Annotated in this window: 17 protein-coding genes; 4 read left to right on the top strand and 13 right to left on the bottom strand. The window is 70.7% G+C overall.

What is annotated here, in order from left to right; translation table 11 throughout:
- Positions 1–74: 74 nt before the first annotated feature.
- Positions 75–1601: a prenyltransferase/squalene oxidase repeat-containing protein gene (locus CHC09_RS32730; RefSeq protein WP_143232725.1), complete on the top strand. Its 1527-nt coding sequence runs from the start codon at positions 75–77 to the stop codon at positions 1599–1601.
- Here CHC09_RS32730 and CHC09_RS32725 read toward each other — a convergent pair.
- From CHC09_RS32725 to CHC09_RS32710, 4 genes are all read right to left on the bottom strand, one after another.
- Entirely contained in the window at positions 1566–2189 is a 624-nt protein-coding gene (locus CHC09_RS32725) for a phosphatase PAP2 family protein (RefSeq protein WP_239138676.1), read from the bottom strand. The two genes, CHC09_RS32730 and CHC09_RS32725, sit on opposite strands and share 36 nt — an antisense overlap.
- Entirely contained in the window at positions 2186–3385 is a 1200-nt protein-coding gene (locus CHC09_RS32720) for an MAB_1171c family putative transporter (protein WP_143232724.1), read from the bottom strand. The genes CHC09_RS32725 and CHC09_RS32720 overlap by 4 nt, the downstream gene beginning before the upstream one ends.
- Before the next feature lie 7 nt (positions 3386–3392).
- Complete coding sequence (locus tag CHC09_RS32715; protein ID WP_089297124.1) at positions 3393–3914, bottom strand: hypothetical protein; 522 nt, start codon at positions 3912–3914, stop codon at positions 3393–3395.
- 100 nt (positions 3915–4014) lie between these two features.
- Positions 4015–4455, bottom strand: a complete 441-nt coding sequence (locus CHC09_RS32710; protein WP_179277377.1) for a helix-turn-helix domain-containing protein — start codon at positions 4453–4455, stop codon at positions 4015–4017.
- 221 nt (positions 4456–4676) lie between these two features.
- Between CHC09_RS32710 and CHC09_RS32705 the strand changes: the two genes are divergently transcribed.
- Positions 4677–4952, top strand: coding sequence for a helix-turn-helix domain-containing protein (locus CHC09_RS32705; protein ID WP_373871987.1), 276 nt, complete (start codon positions 4677–4679; stop codon positions 4950–4952).
- 24 nt (positions 4953–4976) lie between these two features.
- On the opposite strand, the gene CHC09_RS32700 is transcribed toward CHC09_RS32705, so the two are convergent.
- The 7 genes from CHC09_RS32700 to ccrA form a co-directional block, all read right to left on the bottom strand.
- A complete protein-coding gene (locus CHC09_RS32700) occupies positions 4977–6122 on the bottom strand; it encodes a sensor histidine kinase (RefSeq protein WP_089297122.1) in 1146 nt (381 codons plus the stop codon).
- Positions 6123–6133: 11 nt separating this feature from the next.
- Complete coding sequence (locus CHC09_RS46680) at positions 6134–6271, bottom strand: hypothetical protein (RefSeq protein ID WP_179277376.1); 138 nt, start codon at positions 6269–6271, stop codon at positions 6134–6136.
- A 2-nt stretch (positions 6272–6273) separates the two neighbouring features.
- Positions 6274–6567, bottom strand: coding sequence for a hypothetical protein (locus CHC09_RS32695; RefSeq protein WP_089297121.1), 294 nt, complete (start codon positions 6565–6567; stop codon positions 6274–6276).
- Between the two features lie 140 nt (positions 6568–6707).
- Entirely contained in the window at positions 6708–7952 is a 1245-nt protein-coding gene (locus tag CHC09_RS32690; protein WP_307833945.1) for a nucleotide sugar dehydrogenase, read from the bottom strand.
- 28 nt (positions 7953–7980) lie between these two features.
- Positions 7981–8691 (bottom strand): PIG-L deacetylase family protein, encoded by a 711-nt coding sequence (locus CHC09_RS32685; protein ID WP_203833306.1) that lies wholly within the window; start codon positions 8689–8691, stop codon positions 7981–7983.
- The gene (locus tag CHC09_RS32680; RefSeq protein WP_089297119.1) at positions 8688–9908 is read right to left on the bottom strand and encodes a glycosyltransferase; all 1221 of its coding nucleotides are present in this window, start codon (positions 9906–9908) and stop codon (positions 8688–8690) included. The genes CHC09_RS32685 and CHC09_RS32680 overlap by 4 nt, the downstream gene beginning before the upstream one ends.
- Positions 9909–9934: 26 nt before the next feature.
- Positions 9935–11179: a crotonyl-CoA carboxylase/reductase gene (gene ccrA / locus CHC09_RS32675; protein ID WP_239138675.1), complete on the bottom strand. Its 1245-nt coding sequence runs from the start codon at positions 11177–11179 to the stop codon at positions 9935–9937.
- Between the two features lie 117 nt (positions 11180–11296).
- Between ccrA and CHC09_RS32670 the strand changes: the two genes are divergently transcribed.
- Complete coding sequence (locus CHC09_RS32670) at positions 11297–11632, top strand: hypothetical protein (protein ID WP_089297118.1); 336 nt, start codon at positions 11297–11299, stop codon at positions 11630–11632.
- Positions 11633–11703: 71 nt separating this feature from the next.
- Here CHC09_RS32670 and CHC09_RS32665 read toward each other — a convergent pair whose 3' ends face one another.
- The gene (locus tag CHC09_RS32665) at positions 11704–12720 is read right to left on the bottom strand and encodes an aminoglycoside phosphotransferase family protein (protein ID WP_089297117.1); all 1017 of its coding nucleotides are present in this window, start codon (positions 12718–12720) and stop codon (positions 11704–11706) included.
- Positions 12721–12733: 13 nt separating this feature from the next.
- Complete coding sequence (locus CHC09_RS32660; RefSeq protein ID WP_179277375.1) at positions 12734–14413, bottom strand: MDR family MFS transporter; 1680 nt, start codon at positions 14411–14413, stop codon at positions 12734–12736.
- A gap of 302 nt (positions 14414–14715) precedes the next feature.
- Between CHC09_RS32660 and CHC09_RS32655 the strand changes: the two genes are divergently transcribed.
- A complete protein-coding gene (locus tag CHC09_RS32655; RefSeq protein ID WP_218827181.1) occupies positions 14716–16239 on the top strand; it encodes a flavin monoamine oxidase family protein in 1524 nt (507 codons plus the stop codon).
- Positions 16240–16253: the final 14 nt, after the last annotated feature.

The following is a 16253-nucleotide window of genomic DNA, read 5'->3' as shown; positions in this document are numbered from 1 at the left end:
GGAGGGCCCTCGGATACATGACTGATCGATACACTCCGCTCTTTGTGGATCTATCAGAGAGAATGGGGTATTTCATGCGGGAGGGCTATTTCGCCACCGCGGCCACCGACGCGCTCGGTGGCTTGCTGTCCGAGATCGTCGACGACACCAGCAGCCGATTCTCGTTGTCCTGGTACGACACCGCCCGCGTCCTGTCCCTGTGGAGCCGGCGCCCACACGGTCTCTCCGGCCGGCTCCGCGACGCGGCGGCCGGCGCGCTGACCGCCGGCCAGAACACCGACGGAAGCTGGGGTTACCCGCACGCCGCGGTCACCTACCGTCTGGCTTCCACCATGGCCGTCGTCGCCGCGCTGTCCGAGCTGGGCCTGACCGCCCCCGCCGCGCGCGGGCTGGAGTTCCTCGAGCGGCACGTGGATCAGTTCGCGCCGGAACGGCAGCCGGACACCGTGGCGGTCGAGCTGATCCAGCCGGACCTGCTCGAGTCGCTCGTCGCCGGTGGCGCCGCCGCCCTGGCTCCGGCCCTCAACCAGCAACGGGCCTGGCTGGTGCGGCTGCACGAGCTGCGCCGGCGGGCGGTGGCCGGGGAGAAGCTGCCGCTGCCGATCTGGCACTCGCTGGAGGTGCTCGGCCCCGCGGCGATCGGTCTGCCGGAGCTGAGCAGCGGGGCGATGACCTGCTCCCCCGCCGCCACCGCCGCGCTGCTGGCCTGGTCGCCGGAGCCCCCGGCGGAGGCGGTGGCGTTCCTGACCGCGGAGGCGTCCCGCTACGGCGGTGGCTGGCCGGCGGTGGCTCCGGTGCAGTTCTTCGAGGGCGCCTGGGTGGTCGGCGCGATGGCGCAGGGTGAGGCACCGATCGAACCGGGCCTGGCCGCCCGGGTGCGGGAGTGGCTGGCGTCGTCGCTGCGACCGGAGGGCGCCATTCCGGGGCACGGCCTGCCGCCGGACGCGGACGACACCGCGCGCGTCCTGTACGCCCTGCGCTACCTCGGTGCGACGCCGGACGTGAGCCTGCTCGACCGCTACCGGCAGGAGGACCGGTACACCACGTTCTCGGTCGAGCGCACCGCGTCCATCTCGACGAACGCGCACGTGCTGCGGACGGTGCGGGGCGACGAGCAGCGCTCGGCGGCGGCCCGCGCCTACCTGTTGAGCACGCAGAACGAGGACGGTTTCTGGTCGGACAAGTGGCACGCCTCGCCGTACTACGCGACCTCGGCGTCGGTGCTCGCGCTGGCCGGTGACCCGGCGGTCGAGGGCCGGGTGCGGCGCGCGGCCGCCTGGCTGGCGGACTCGCAACGGCCGGACGGGTCCTGGGGTGTCTGGCACGGCACGTACGAGGAGACCGCGTACGCCGTTCGCGCGCTGCTCGTCGCCGGGACGCCCGAGACGGACGCCGTCCTGCGCAGAGGGGCCGCGCACCTGGCCGAAGGCGTTCGTGCCGGCCTCCCGGCCGAGGGCCGTGCCCCCCTGTGGCACGGCAAGGAGCTCTACGAGCCGTGGCGCATCGCGTCGGGATACATCTTCTCGGCCGTGCACGCGTGTGCGCGGGCGGGGCTGCTGGACACGTCAGCGGATCAGTACGAATACTCCCGCCATCGCTAGCCCGACCGCGGCACCGGCCAGCACCTGGGCGAGCGTGTGGTCGGTGAGCCGCACCCGGGCCCAGCCGATCACCGCGACCAGGACCAGCAGTGACCACAGCTGCGGACCGTAGAGGACAGCCAGGACGCCGACCGTCATCATGGCCACCATCGCGTGCACCGAGATCTTCCAGAAACTGGTGACCGCGATGGTGGCCGCGGTGAGCACCAGAACCGTGCCGACGAACGCGATCAGGTCGCGCGGTGCGCCGGCCACGACGAGCACGACCAGGCCGGTGAGCACTGTGGCGAGGCCGATCACGAACGGGATCCGGCGGTGTTCGCGGACGCCGATGTGGACGTCGGTGAGGGTGCGCCGCCGCACCCGGACGATCACATAGCTGAGCGGGGCGGCGCTGACGAACGCGATGGCCAGCAGACCCCAGGCCAGACCGGGCCAGACGCCGGCCGCGTGCGCCGGCACCACCAGCAGAAGGACGCTGACGAGCACCGCCGGCGACAACACGTCGGTGATCAGCTTGGCGGCGCGGCGCATCGGTGTGCGATTCCCGGCCGGCGCCGTCCCGATGCTCTCTGTCTCGGTTGTCATACTTTCGCCCCCTCGAGCGCGGCTGGCGGATCGTCGTTGAGCCGCCGGAACGCCTCGGCGACCAGTTCGAGATAGCGGCTCTCGCTGGTGAGCCGGGCGTCGCCCTCCATCGGTTCGGGCGCGGCGTGTTCCGGGTCCGCACGCTGTTCCAGTGGCCGGTCGACGGCTCGCAACGCGGTGACCAGCTCGGCCGCGTCGACGGTGGCGCGCAGCCGGTCGCCGGCGAGGCGCCGCCGCACAGCGTCCCGCTCGACCTGACGCACCACGTCGGGATCGCTGCGCGTACGCAGGATGAGTTGGGCGTCGCGGATCTCGATGACCCGGCGGTAGAGGCGGATGCCGATCTCGCCGCGCCGGTAGCTGCCGGCCATCGCCTGCTCGGAGGTGAGTGCCACCTCGGGGACCGCGCTGTAGAGCGTCTCCCACAGCGGCGTGAGACGGCGATAGCTGAGCAGCTGACGCGCGCGCCGCCAGGGCAGGACGGTGTACTTCCCCCAGAGCGGCAGGGTCGCGCCGATCGCCACCAGCAGACCGGAGGTGCCGGCCAGCAACGCCGAGATCGTGGACTCGTCGCCGCCGTCCCAGTTCGCGAAGCCGCCGAACAGCAGGGCGACCCGGTAGACGAAGTAGCAGATGCCCGCCACCGCGCCGGCACTGACCAGGCGCAGCCCGGCGCGCAGCGCGCCGTCCGAATAGCGCGCGTAGCGAATCGAGAAGGTCAGCAGATCGGTGACCGCGAGGCTCAGGTAGCCCAGGTAGAACAGTTCGTAGATGACGACCGGCGGGTACCCGGCGTTGCCGCTGACGAAGTTCGGCCCCTCGACCGGGTGCCCGCTGAACAGCGCGATGGTCATCCCGGCCAGCGCGACGGCGAGCACGGTCAGCCGCCGCCGGACCCGGGGCCGGGCCTGTTCGGGCGTGTGGGCCAGGAAGATCATCATGGCCTGCAGCGCACCGGCGCTGATCAGGGTCAACGCGTTGCCGATCAGGCGGCCTAGGTTCGGCACACCGAACGCCTCGCTCACCGCTGGAGTGACCGGGGGTGCGGTGACGATGAAGGCGAGACCGAAGGTGCCGAGCATGACGCAGAGGGCGCGAAGCGCGGGACGATCCGGATTGCGCACGGCGTACGGCAGCTTCACGAAGCAGGTGATCAGACCGGCCAGGCCGGCCATGATCATGATTGTCGTCGCCACCGACCGCTCACCCGCTGAAGGTTGATCGGAGCCGGTCCATCTGTGGCGCCAGGTCGGCGTCGAGTTGGTGCTCGTCGGCGGGGCGGCGGTCAGCGACCCGCTCCAGCAGGAGGGTCGCGAACAGCTCGGCCTCCTGCTCCTCGACGTCCGAGTACGAACCCCGGTTGAGCAGGCTGCGCACCATGGCCGGGTCGAGGTCGGGCATCAGCATCCGCATGACGTCGTCGCCCTGCCCGATCTCCCCACGGTGCCGGCACAGCATGTGGCCGACCTCGTGCAGGACGATGTGCTCCTCGTGCAGCGGCGCGGTACGCGCGTAGACGATGATGTCCACATCGGTCAGCTGGAGCCACATGCCGCAGGCCCGGCCCGGGATGTAGTCGCTTGGCCGCAACACGATGCGGCGGCCGCGCCGGGCCTCGAGCTTGGCCAGGAACTCGTCCAGCGTGAACGGATCGGGCAGATCGCCGGCCTCGACGAGCGACCGGATCTGACGGTCACATCGTTGACGTAGCTCTCGATAACGCACGTCAAGCACCCTAACCGGAGAAATCGAGTTTTCCTCGGATATGATCATGCGACGGCAAAGTCTGGCCCTTGCCCATTCACTGCCCGGTGACCGATCGGCGTCATCCACTCGTGCCGTCTTCCCGCTGCTCACCACGCAGGTTGCCGCGGATGTTGCCCACCTCGCGCACGATCTGCGCGATCGAACGCCGGGTCGCCTCATCCATCGACATGGTTCGCAACGCGATGTCGCGCACCGACGCGTCCCGCAGGGCGATGGCCAGCTCGATCTGCTCGTCGATCCGCGCGGCGGCCTCGTCGTCGAAGAAGTATCCGACCGGGACGCCGAAGAAGGCGGCCAGCGCCTCCAGATGCCGCTTGGTCGGGTTTTCCCGCAGGCCGGTACGGAGTTGCCAGACGTAGGTCTTGGAGAAGGACCCGCCGATGGCCTCACAGCCCTGCGCGACCTCTTCGTAGGTGAACTCCCTGCCCTTAGGCTTCACCGTCTTGAACAGCTTGTCGATGCGCTGCGCGAGCGCTCCAGCGCCACTGCCGCCCGTCACGGCTACCACCTCGTCCGCCGATATGAACACCAACTCGGCCCCGAGACTACAACAGTTGACACGCCCACAACAGTCGCTATCGTGGTCGATGTTGTCAGCTCAGATGAACGGGTGTCGACAATGTGGACCAGCCGGCCGGTCGGCGGCACGGGGCGCCGACAACCGGCAGACCAGAGAATCCACGGGGGAATCGAATGCCAGCAGACCAAACACTAGTCGCGGTGGCGGACTCCAGGACGGGCGATCGATCCACGACGGAGTCCGCGCCGGTCGCCGTGACCGTCCTGAGCGAGGCCGAGCAGCGGGTGGCCGCACTGGCCGTTCGCGGTTACACCAACCGCGACATCGCGGCCCAGCTGTACCTGACGGTCAGCACGGTCGAGCAGCACCTGACCCGCACCTTCCGCAAGCTCAAGGTCAGCCGACGGCGGGACCTGCCCACCAATCTGGACAGTTGCCGCTACACCGATCTGCGCTACTCACGAATGCACGCCTGAACGGCTCGGGCGCGGGTCGGCGGGTCACTCCGGAACCTGGGCGGTGACCCGCCAGCCCGCGCCCTCGTCGCGTTCACCGGCGATCAGTGTGCCGCCGACCAGCGCCAGCCGCTCCCGCATGCCGGTCAGCCCGTAGCCCGACGGGCCCTCCACGGGTGGCGGCGGCACCGCCGGGCGGCCGTTGACGACTTCCAGACAGATCCGCTCGCCGGAGAAGTCGAGGGTCACCGTGACGGGCTCGCCCGGGGCGTGCTTCGCCGCGTTCGTCAGCGCCTCGCCCAGCGTCCGCACCAGCGACACCGTGGCGGCCGTGGAGGCCGGCCGTGGCTGCGGCACCACTCTCAGGTCGATCGAGGTCTGATGGTCCCGGCGGAACGCGTCGACCAGATCCGCGACCGCGTCCGGCAGCGACGGGACGTCCCCGCGCAGGGCCGCCACCGCGTTACGGGCCTCCACCAGGCCCTCCTCGGCGAGCCGGTTGGAGCGGCGCACCCGTTCCAGGGCCGCGACCGTGTCGCCCTTCTCGGACAGCAGCGCCTCGGCGACCTTCAGCTGCATGCCCAGCGCTCCCAGCGAATGCGCCAGCACGTCGTGCATCTCGCGGGCGATCCGGGCGCGCTCGTCCAGAGCCGCCGCCCGCGCCCGCTCCTGCTGGGCCAGCTCGGTCTGCCGGAGCAGCTCCTCGGCCTGGTCGGTGCGCAGCTCGTACTGACGGCGGTGCAGGCCGAGCAGGGTGACCAGCAGGATCATGCCGGGATAGCCGATGGAATCCTGCCAGTCGTGCCCGGTCGTCAGATAGGCGACCGCGCTGCCGGCCACGACCAGGCCGACCAGCACCACGATCGCGGTGCCGCTCGGCGAGGTCAGCGACGCGAACCGGCTGAGCACCACGCAGATCATCACCAGCGCGGTCGCGTCGTCCGCGGCGCCGACGACGAACATCGGCAGCGTCGCGCTCACGGCCAGGGCCGCGTTCGCGAGCCGGCGATGCCACGGGTCGGCCACGATGAACGTCAGCCAGGCGAGCATCGAGGCGGCGTAGACGGCCCAGACCCCGAGGGTGTCCTCATTGGCGGTGAAGAGCGTGAAGAGCAGCACCGCCGTGCCGAGCAGCTGCACGACCAGCCAGCTCGGAGCCATCCGGTCGACGAAATGCCATCGTGCGCTCATGCCGGGAAACTCTATTTCTTGTTGACCACCCGGTAGATCACGATCATCGCGAGGATCACCACGATGGCCGCGACGGCCACGATGCCGATCTTCCAGAGCAGATCCGTGAACAGGTGGTGCAGGAGTTCTTCACCTTCCAGGGCGAACATGGTCACCTCCGCCGGCCGCGGTCGTCGAGCGAGTTCAGCACGGCGCGCAGGATCGTCGAGAGGATCCCACCGCGGCGGCTGCCATACCGGTAGTCACGGCGACTGTCCAGATAGGCGCGAGCCGCCGGGGCGACGTAGTCGCCGTACTTGCGGGCGTCGTCCAACCGGCCTCGCTTCTTCAGCACGACCAGCACCGTGAAGACCACCAGCACCAGCACCGCGGCGCCGGCGACGAGCAGCGCGAACCGGATCAACAGCAGGGTCATCAGGCTGTCGGTGTCCAGCGCGACGTACATGTCGAGCTCCTTTCAACCGCTCCTCGCGGGGTCGGACCGAAGCTATCGGCCGGGCCACGAGGTCCGGCACCTTCGCAGGGTGGAGAGAAGGGGTGGAGATCCGCGTCCTCGGTCTCCACCCCGGCCGGTCACTCCGACCGTCAGAGACGGCCGGCCGCGACCGGAACCTTTCCGGTCGTGTCGAACAGCGACCGGGCGCCGGCCAGCACCTTCGGCTCGTACTCGCGGTGCCGCTGCAGGACGACGGTCATGTCCGCCTCGGCCAGGGCCGCGGCCAGGTCCGGTTCCCGCTCCACGTGCCCGCCGCGCCAGGACAGCTCCTCCGCGTACGGATCGTGGAAGCGCACCCGCACCCCGCGCTCCTGCAGGGCCCGCGCGATCGGCTCGGCCGGCGAGTGCCGGATGTCGGCCGTGTCCGCCTTGTAGGTCACCCCGAGCAGAAGCACCGTCGACGCCGCGGCGGCCCGGCCGCCCGACTCCAGCTCCTTGCAGACGCGGTCGGCGACCCAGAGCGGCTGACCCTCGTTGATCTCGTGAGCGGTCTCCGCCATCCGGAACGGCCGGCCCTGTGAGGCCGCCGCGTGCACCAGGTACAGCGGATCCGCCGGGATGCAGTGCCCGCCGACCCCCGCGCCCGGCCAGAACGGCGCGAACCCGTACGGCTTCGTGGAAGCCGCGTGCACGGTGTCCCAGACATCGATGTCCATCGCCCAGCAGATCTGCGAGAACTCGTTGACCAGCGCGATGTTGACCTGGCGGTACGTGTTCTCGAGGATCTTCGCGGCCTCCGCCTCACGCATGCCGCGGGTCAGGTGCACGGTGCCGACCTGGCCGTAGAGCTCGGCGGCCCGGTCGCGGCACGCGGTGGTCAGGCCGCCCACCACGCGCGGGGTGTTGGACACCCCGAACGTGGCGTTGCCCGGGTCGATCCGCTCCGGCGAGTACGCCAGGTTGAAGTCGGCACCCGCGGTCAGGCCGGTCTCCTCCAGCACCGGCCGGACCAGGCCGTCGGTGGTGCCCGGGTGGGTGGTCGACTCGACCACCACGAGCTGACCCCGGTGCAGCTGGTCGCGGACCGTACGAACGGCGCCCAGCAGCGGTTCCAGGTTCGGCGCGCCGTCCTCCACCGGGGTGGGCGCGCAGACCAGGATCACGTCGCAGTCCCCCAGCACCGCCGGGTCGACGGAGGCCCGCAGGTCCGGGCCGAGCGAGCGGAGTTCCGCGTCGGTCACCGTGTCGACCGGCGAACGGCCCGCGTTCACCTGCTCGACACGGTGGTAGTCGATGTCGTAGCCGTACACCCGGTTGCCCGCCTGGGCCAGGGCCACGGCCATCGGCAGGCCGGCGTAGCCGATACCCACCATGCCTATGCGTTGCGCTGCCACATTCGTCACCTTCGACAGAGACGGCCGGTCAGAAAGCCAGCCGGTAAGGGACAAAGCTCTCGGCGTACCGGGTGCCGATGGCGGCACCGGTCGCCGCGTCGATCCGCTCGATCTGGTCGATCGAGCGCGGACCGGCCGAGCGGATCTGCGTCGCGTACGCGCGCAGCGCCTCCTGTTTGGCCGGCCAGTAGTCGGACGTGTCCACGTGCAGCCACCACGGCTCGTCCACCGCGCTCCAGCGGTCCTCGACGCCGCGGTAGCCGAGCACGATGCGCGGCGTCGGCTTGAGACCCGCCGGATGCACCCGGGCGGCGGCGAAGCCGGCCCGGAACACGGCCTGGTGGTCCTGGTGGTAGCCGCCGGCCGCCGGGATGATCAGCGCCACCGGGTCGACCGCCGCGAGCGACGCCTCCTCGTGCCGCTCGATCAGGTCGACGAGTTCCCGCTGCCGGGTGGAGATGTCCATCCGGCCGGTCTCGTCGATCCAGGCGATGGCCTGATTGCGTACGCCGAGGGCCGCGCACGCCTTCGCCAGCTCCTGCTCCCGGATGAACGGGTCGCTCTCGCTGCCGTACATCGCGCCGCGCCGCACCGTCACGCACAGGACGTGCACCTCTACGCCGATCGCCGCCAACCGGGCCAGGGTCCCGCCCGGCCCGATCGTCTCGTCGTCCGGGTGCGGCGCCACCACCAGCACGCGGTCCCCGGGCCTGAGCCCGGCGATGTCGTCGGCGTTCACACCGCACCCGCCGCGGCGAGCTTCTCCAGGTGCGTGATGACCCCGCTCATCCCCGGCAGCCCGAGGATGCGGCGCTGGGCGGCCCGCGCGTTGGCGATGATCTTCTCGTCGGTCATCAGCTGCCGGCAGGCCACGGCGATGCCCTCCGCGCTGACGTCGGTCACGTGCACGCCCAGGCCCAGCTCGGCCACCCGGGCGGCGTTGTGGTGCTGGTCGCTGTACTGCGGCAGCACCGCCATCGGGACGCCGGCCCGCATGCCCTCGCGGATGCTGTTGTACCCGCCGTGCGTCAGGAACACCTGCGAGCACTGCAGCAGCAGCGGCTGCGGCACCCAGTCGGCGACCTGCACGTGCGCCCCGGCGTTCATGTCGTCGGTGGGCAGGCCGCCACTGGAGACGATGCCGTGGCAGTCGAGCAGGGACAGGCCGCCGATGATGGACCGCAGGGTGTCGGCGGGCGCGGCCATGCCGTCGGGCAGCGGGATGCCCATCATCTGCATCGCCAGCACGACCGGCAGCGACGTACCGACCGAGGCCAGCACGATCGGCTTGTCGCCGGACAGGTTGGCGTACTCCGGCGGCAGGGTCTCGGTGCCGTCCACCGACAGCGGCTGCGCGTACTCGAACGGCGCGGGCAGGTCGAAGGCCGCGAAGTTGTAGGCGTGCGGCAGGCAGCTGATCCGGCCGTACCGGTAGATCGACCACTTGTCGTCCTGCTGCGGCAGCCCGAGCTCGGCCCGGCGCTGGTTGAGCAGCTGGGCGACGCCGTCCGGGTCGACCAGGTTGCCCGCCCCGGACGGTGCCGAGATGTGCGGCAGGCCGAGCTTCTCGGCGACCAGGCAGCCGGCCAGTTCGCCACCGTCGCGCAGGATGATGTCGGGCTTGAACTCCCGGGCCCGCTCCAGGATGACGTGGTACGCGGATGAGACGTGCGGGCCGGCCGCGAAGCCGATCATCTGCATCCGGGTGTCGATCTCCTCACCCGAGCCGAAGATCTCCGGGTCCAGCGCGTCGCGCATGGATCGGAGCTCCTTCATCGAGTCGATGAAGTCCGGCATGATCGGCTCGACCTGGGCGCCGCACTCGGCGTACACGTCGGCGAGATGTGTGGGCAGGATGACCAGCACTTCGTGGCCGGCCTTGGCCAGGGCGCGGACCATGGGCAGGACGGCGCGGGCGTGGCCCTGGGATCCGGTGACGGTGGACAGAACGCGCATGGGAAAGCCCTTCAGGCGTACGGGTATCAGAGGGATGTGAGGCCGGGGCGCGCGGCGTTCACCAGGGCGGCCATGTTGCCCATCGGGCTCTGGTTGTCGAAGAGCATCTGGTGCGCCTCGCCGATCTGCTCGAAGCTGCCGCACCAGTTGACGCAGGCGCTCAGCCGGCCGTCGGCCATCAGGCTGAGGACCTCGCGGTTCTCCTTGTCGTTGGAGCCGTGCGAGCCCTGCAGCCGCTTGCTGCGCATCCACAGATAGCGCAGGTCGATGTCGCCGTTGTAGCCGCTGGTGCCGCCGCAGAGGACGACCATGCCGCCGTTGTCGCAGACCATCATCGAGGTGGGCAGGGTGTCCTCACCCGGGTGCTCGAGGACGACCCGGACGTTGCGTCGCTCGCCGAGGATCTCCCAGATCTTCTTTCCGAAGCGGCGAGCCTCGGCGTTCCAGACCTCGCAGGCCTTGTCGTCGTCGATGTCCGGCAGCCGGCCCCAGTGGCTGAACTCGTTGCGGTCGATCGTTCCGGCCGCGCCGAGATCCATGCAGTACCGGGCGCGCTCGGGGCTGGAGACGACGGCGATCGGGATGCCGCCGCGGATCCGGGTGATCTGGATGGCCGCGGAGCCGAGCCCGCCGGAGCCGCCCCAGATGAGCACCGGGTCGCCCGGGCGGACGTCGTTCGGCACCCAGCTGGTCAGCTGGCGGTACGCGGTGGCGCCGGTGACCAGGAAGCTGCCCGCGTCCTCCCAGGCCAGGTTGTCCGGCTTCGGGTGACACTGGTGTTCCTGGACGAGCGCGTACTGGGCGAACGAGCCGTAGTTCGACTCGTACCCCCAGGCGGTCATCGAGCGGCTCAGCAGCGGGTCCACGCCGAGCCGGATGTCCTGATCGGACTCGTCGTAGATGGCGCCCGACGTGACCACCGGATCCCCGGGCTTCACGTGTCGCACGCCTTCGCCGACCGCCCAGACGATGCCGGCGCCGTCGCTGCCACCGATGTGGAAGTCCTCGGTGGCGCCGTACACCTTCTGCCGCATCGAGATGACGTCGAGGGGCTCGCCGAGCGACGCCCACACGTTGTTGTAGTTGATGCCGGCGGCCATCATGTACACCAGCACCTCGCCGCGGCCCGGCCGCGGCACGTCGACGATCTCGGTACGCATCGCGTCGGCCGGCTGGCCGAACCGCTCGCGCCGGATGACCGTGGCATACATCTGATCCGGGACCACGCCGAGTGGCGGGATCTCGCCGATTTCGTAGAGTGACTTGGACACGAACGCCCTCCTATCAAGTGGCGCCGATGCTGAATTCAACTCAAGTTATCGGCGCGGAAGGCATTTCGAATCCCCTAGCCTCCCCTACCTCGATTGCCGCCCCTGTCTTGTCGATAAATGGTCGACGCCGGCCTGTTGAGGCGCGACCATCGGGCCATGAGCATCGATGGAAAATGGCATATCGCAATCAACAGCCCGCTGGGCAAGCAGGAGGCGACCGCGCATTTCGAAAGCGACGGCGAGCGCCTCGGCGGCAAGGTGGACGCCGGCAACGGCCGGGTCAACGACATTCTCGACGGCGTCGTCGACGGCGATCACCTGACGTTCAAGGTGCCGATGTCGACCATGCCGATCACGCTCGCGTTCGACGTGACCAGGGACGGTGACACCCTCGCCGGAAAGGCGGCGGCGGGCGCGTTCGGCAAGGTGAAGGTGTCCGGCCACCGGCTGTGACAGAGACTGACCGGCGCCCGGGGGAATCGCTCCCCCGGGCGCCGCTGGCATTTCCGTCCTTCCGGCGATCCTCAGTCGACCAGCAGACCACACGCGGCGACGATGGCCTGCTGCGCGGCGACCGAGTGCACGGCCCGGGTGTCCATCGGCGATCCGGGGAACATCCGTCCCGGTGCGAGGGCACGGAAGACCTGGCCGATCGGCGCGACCCGGCAGGCCAGCCCGGCGAGACGGGTCAGCTGCACGCGAGTGTGCCCGTCGGCGGTCCACGGCTCGAGGTAGGCGTCGCGCAGCCGGGCCAGCACGGCCGGGCCGTCCGCGCCGAAGCGGTCGCGGACCACTCGCGCGGTGACCACGAGGCTGGCGAACGGGAAGGCCACCGACGCGGCGTCCCAGTCGTGGAAGACGTACCGGCCGCCGCCGCGGGTGAAGACCTGGCCGTCCTGCAGATCGCCGTGGTCCAGGGTGACCGGCACGCCCGAGGCGGCCAGCTCGGCGCACCAGCCGGCGTACCTGGCCCCGAGGCCGCCGATCGCGTCGTGCACCGCGTCGTCCACCCCGCCGGCCCGGGCGAGCAGCATCCCCATGCCGCCGGCCAGCAGCTGCGGACGGCGGTCCGGCACGCCCAGTTCCAGCAGCGCGTCGACGCGCGCCGCGAGGGTGCGCTGCAGCTCGGCGTACTGCTGCAGGGGTGCCACCCAGGCGTCCGGGCCGGGGGCCGCGTCGGCGATCGAGCCGCCGCCGTCGGCGAACAGGGTCCAGCCACGCTCGGCATCGATCGCGATCGGGTGGAGCACCTGGCCGGGCACCCAGGCGGGCAGCGCGCCGGCCAGCGCGGACTCGAACGCGGAGGCCGGGGCGTTGGCCTTGAACCAGACGGTCGCGCCGCCCTCGACCGGGATGCCGGCCACCACGGACCACGGCCGCAGCCGCACCCGGACAGCGGACCGGCCGGCCGGTTCGTGGCCGGCCGCGCGCAGCCGCTCCTCGGCCCAGGACAGCGCCTCCGCGCGCCAGCCGGGCTCCGCCCAGGGAGTCAGCGCGTCGAAGCCGCCGGTGTCCGCGACGGGCTCGTCGACGATGGTCATGGTCTGCCTCATCTCAGTCGGTGTCGGGTGCGCGGTGCCGGCCGAAGTACTCCTCGGGCTGCACCGCGGGAACGATCTGCAGGTCCGGCGGGCGCATGGCGAGCGCCAGCACCGCGGCCAGACCCATGAGGACCGCGCCGGCCACGAAGACGTGGCTCGCGGCCTCGTGAAACGCGAGCTGGAACGCCCTGGCCAGCCGGTCGTCCATGGACGCGAGGAAGGAGGAGTCGGTCAGCGGCGCGCGGCCGCCCCGCAGCACGGTGAAGAACGGCTGGTTGGCCGGGTCGCCGGCGACCTCGCGGTCGCGCAGCAGGAGAGCCACGCCGGGCTGCGCGGCGACGCGGGCCACGGCCGCCGACAGCGCGGCCGGAAACGCGGCGAACAGCAGCGAGAGGTACGCCGCGACGCCGACCGCGCCGGACATCTCCCGGAAGAAGATGGTCGTCGACGTGGCCACACCCAGGTCCTTCTTGGGCACCGCGTTCTGGGCGGTCACGTTGAGCGAGCGGGAGGTGCCGATCCCCACCCCGAAGGCGATCATGATGAGGGCCATCACCCAGACCGGGGTGTCCACCGACAGCCGGGCACAGGTGATCAGCCCGGCCGCGGTGGCGACCGCACCGACCGCGGGCAGCACCCGCAGGCCCTGGCCGCGCTTGACCACCTTGCCGGAGATGACGACCGACACCAGCGTGCCGCCCATCATCGGCAGCATCATCAGGCCGGAGGCGGTCGGCGACAGACCGTGCACCACCTGCACGTAGAGCGGGATGGTGGAGATGACGCCGAACATGCCGGCGCCGAACAGCGCCGAGATCGTCATCGACAGCGTGAAGGCCGGAACCCGGAACAGGCGCAGCGGGATGAGCGCGTCATCCCCCATCCGCGACTCGCGGAGCAGGAACGCCAGCAGCCCGGCGGCACCGATCGCGTAGCAGACCAGCGCCTCGGTGGAGGTCCAGCCGCGCTCGTGTCCTTGCTCGGCGACCAGCAGCAGCGGCACCGCGGTCGCGGTGATCAGGGCGGCGCCCCAGTGGTCGACCCGGCGGGCGGTGCGGGGGCCCTCGGTGCGCAGCACCCGCAGCACAACGGCCATGGCGATCGCCCCGACCGGGACGTTGAACAGGAAGATCCACCGCCAGCCGTCGATGCCGAGCAGCGTGCCGGTGGACGCGAAGAGGCCGCCGACCAGCGGGCCGATCAGGCTGGCGGCGAGCCAGGCGAGCATCGTGTAGCCCTGGAAGCGCGCACGCTCACGGGGCGGGACGAGGTCGCCGGTGATGGCGCTGGAGACCGCGAGCAGGCCGCCCGCGCCCAAGCCCTGGACGGCCCGGAACGCCGCCAGTTGATAGATCGTCGTAGCGAAGACGCAGGCCAGCGACCCGAGGACGAAGACCGTGATGGCCACCGCGAACATCGGCCGGCGCCCGTAGACGTCGGAGAGCTTGCCGTAGAGCGGCGTGGTCACCGTCGACGTGATCAGGAAGGCGGTGGTGACCCACGCCTGCAGGCTCAGCCCGCCCAGATCGTCGGCGATCGTCTTGATCGAGGCGCTCATCACGGTCTGGTCCAGTGCGGCCAGGAAGATCGCCGCGAGCAGGCCGGGCAGCACGGCCATGACGGCCCGGTGCCAGTCCTCCCGACCGGCCGGGCTCTCCGGCTTCATCGGCGCCGGCGCGATCGCCGTGGACATGCGCCCCTCCTGTGTCCATTTCGGATCCGACCCTGACGAGCCTGGTCCACGCATCCGGCGCGGGTAACCCCTTAGTTGTCCCGGTGGGCCGCTGCGGTCGATAGGGGTTACGCCATTCCGGCGCCATTAATACGTTGTTCGGCAACGTGCGAACGGCCGCGCCTTCGAGGGGTTCTCCCATGACGACAGCAGAATTGCCACCGCTGACGATGCTCATTCCCGACTTTCCATTCTCTTATGACGAATGGCTTCGGCATCCAGCCGGCCTCGGTACCGTTCCGGCCGATCGGCTCGGTACCCGGGTGGCGATTGTCGGCGGCGGCATGGCGGGGCTCACCGCGGCGTACGAACTGATGCGCCTGGGGCTCCGCCCGATCGTGTACGAAGCCGAGCAGCTGGGTGGACGGCTCCGCTCCGTGTCCTTCCCGGAGGCGCCGACCGCGGTGGCGGAGATGGGCGCGATGCGGTTCCCGATCTCGGCCCGTTCCCTGTTCCACTACGTCGACCTGCTCGGCCTGCCGACCCGCCCGTTCCCCAATCCGCTGGCCCCCGACACGCCGGCCACCGTGGTCCACCTCAACGGCGACGTGCACCACGCCCGGACCGCCGACGACCTGCCGGCGCCGTACCAGGAGGTGGCGGACGCCTGGGAGAAGGCGCTGACCGAGCACGCCGAACTGTTCGCGATGAGCACCGCCATCCGCGAGCGTGACGTGGCGACCCTCAAGTCGGTGTGGAACCGCCTGGTCACCGAGCTCGACGACACCTCGTTCTGGGGCTTCCTGGCGGCCAGCCCGGCGTTCCGCTCCTTCCGGCACCGCGAGCTCTTCGGCCAGGTCGGCTTCGGCAGCGGCGGCTGGGACACCGACTTCCCCAACTCGGTGCTCGAGATCCTGCGCGTCGTGTACACCGGCGCGGACACCGACCACATGCTCATCCCGGGCGGATGCCAGCAACTGCCCCGCGGCCTGTGGCACCATCGGCCGGACCGTCCGGCGCACTGGCCGAAAGGCACCTCGCTGGCCGTCATGCACGGCGAGCAGGGCCCGCGCCCGGCGGTCACCTCGATGCGCCGGCGCGACGGCGGCATCGAGGTCCGCGACGCCTCCGGCCGCGGCGAGGTGTTCCAGGCCGTCGTCTTCACCCCGCACGTGTGGACGCTGCTGAACCGGATCGAGTGCGACCCGGCGCTGCTGAGCCTGGACCAGTGGACGGCGGTCGAGCGGACGCACTACATGGGCTCGTCGAAGGTGTTCGTCCGCACCGACCGGCCGTTCTGGCGGGACCTCGACCCGGCGACCGGCCGCGACACGATGGGCATGACCCTCACCGACCGGATCGCCCGGGGTGTGTACCTGTTCGACAACGGGCCGGACCAGCCGGGCGTCATGTGCCTGTCGTACACCTGGAACGACGACTCGCTGAAGGTGGCGACGCTCTCCGCGGCCGAGCGGCTCGAGGTGCTGCTGCCCCAGTTGGCCGCCATCTACCCGGGCGTGGACATCCGCTCGCACATCGTGGGCGACCCGGTGGCCGTCACGTGGGAGACCGAGCCCTCGTTCATGGGCGCGTTCCGCGCCAACCTGCCCGGACAGTACCGCTACCAGCGCCGGCTGTTCACCCAGTTCATGGACGAGCCGGACGGGTTCTTCCTGTGCGGCGACGACGTGTCGTGGACCGCTGGATTCGCCGAGGGGGCGATCACCACCGCGCTCAACGCGGTGTGGGGCGTCGTGCGACGGCTCGGCGGCGCCGCCCCGGCCGGCAACCCCGGCCCGGGTGATCTGTTCGATCGGCTCGCCCCGGTCGAGCTGCCCTATTCCTGAGCTGACCAGAGAGG

Origin of the sequence: Actinoplanes regularis (genome assembly GCF_900188005.1) — a bacterium.
Taxonomy (GTDB): domain Bacteria; phylum Actinomycetota; class Actinomycetes; order Mycobacteriales; family Micromonosporaceae; genus Actinoplanes; species Actinoplanes regularis.
This window is presented reverse-complemented; position numbering and strand designations above follow the sequence as displayed.

Coding starts and splice junctions, on each gene's coding strand:
- CHC09_RS32725 (WP_239138676.1), bottom strand. CDS start 2,189: ATGACAACCGAGACAGAGAGCATCGGGACGGCGCCGGCCGGGAATCGC.
- CHC09_RS32660 (WP_179277375.1), bottom strand. CDS start 14,413: ATGTCCACGGCGATCGCGCCGGCGCCGATGAAGCCGGAGAGCCCGGCC.
- CHC09_RS32730 (WP_143232725.1), top strand. CDS start 75: ATGCGGGAGGGCTATTTCGCCACCGCGGCCACCGACGCGCTCGGTGGC.
- CHC09_RS32680 (WP_089297119.1), bottom strand. CDS start 9,908: ATGCGCGTTCTGTCCACCGTCACCGGATCCCAGGGCCACGCCCGCGCC.
- CHC09_RS32700 (WP_089297122.1), bottom strand. CDS start 6,122: ATGAGCGCACGATGGCATTTCGTCGACCGGATGGCTCCGAGCTGGCTG.
- CHC09_RS32695 (WP_089297121.1), bottom strand. CDS start 6,567: ATGTACGTCGCGCTGGACACCGACAGCCTGATGACCCTGCTGTTGATC.
- CHC09_RS32665 (WP_089297117.1), bottom strand. CDS start 12,720: ATGACCATCGTCGACGAGCCCGTCGCGGACACCGGCGGCTTCGACGCG.
- CHC09_RS46680 (WP_179277376.1), bottom strand. CDS start 6,271: ATGTTCGCCCTGGAAGGTGAAGAACTCCTGCACCACCTGTTCACGGAT.
- CHC09_RS32670 (WP_089297118.1), top strand. CDS start 11,297: ATGGTCGACGCCGGCCTGTTGAGGCGCGACCATCGGGCCATGAGCATC.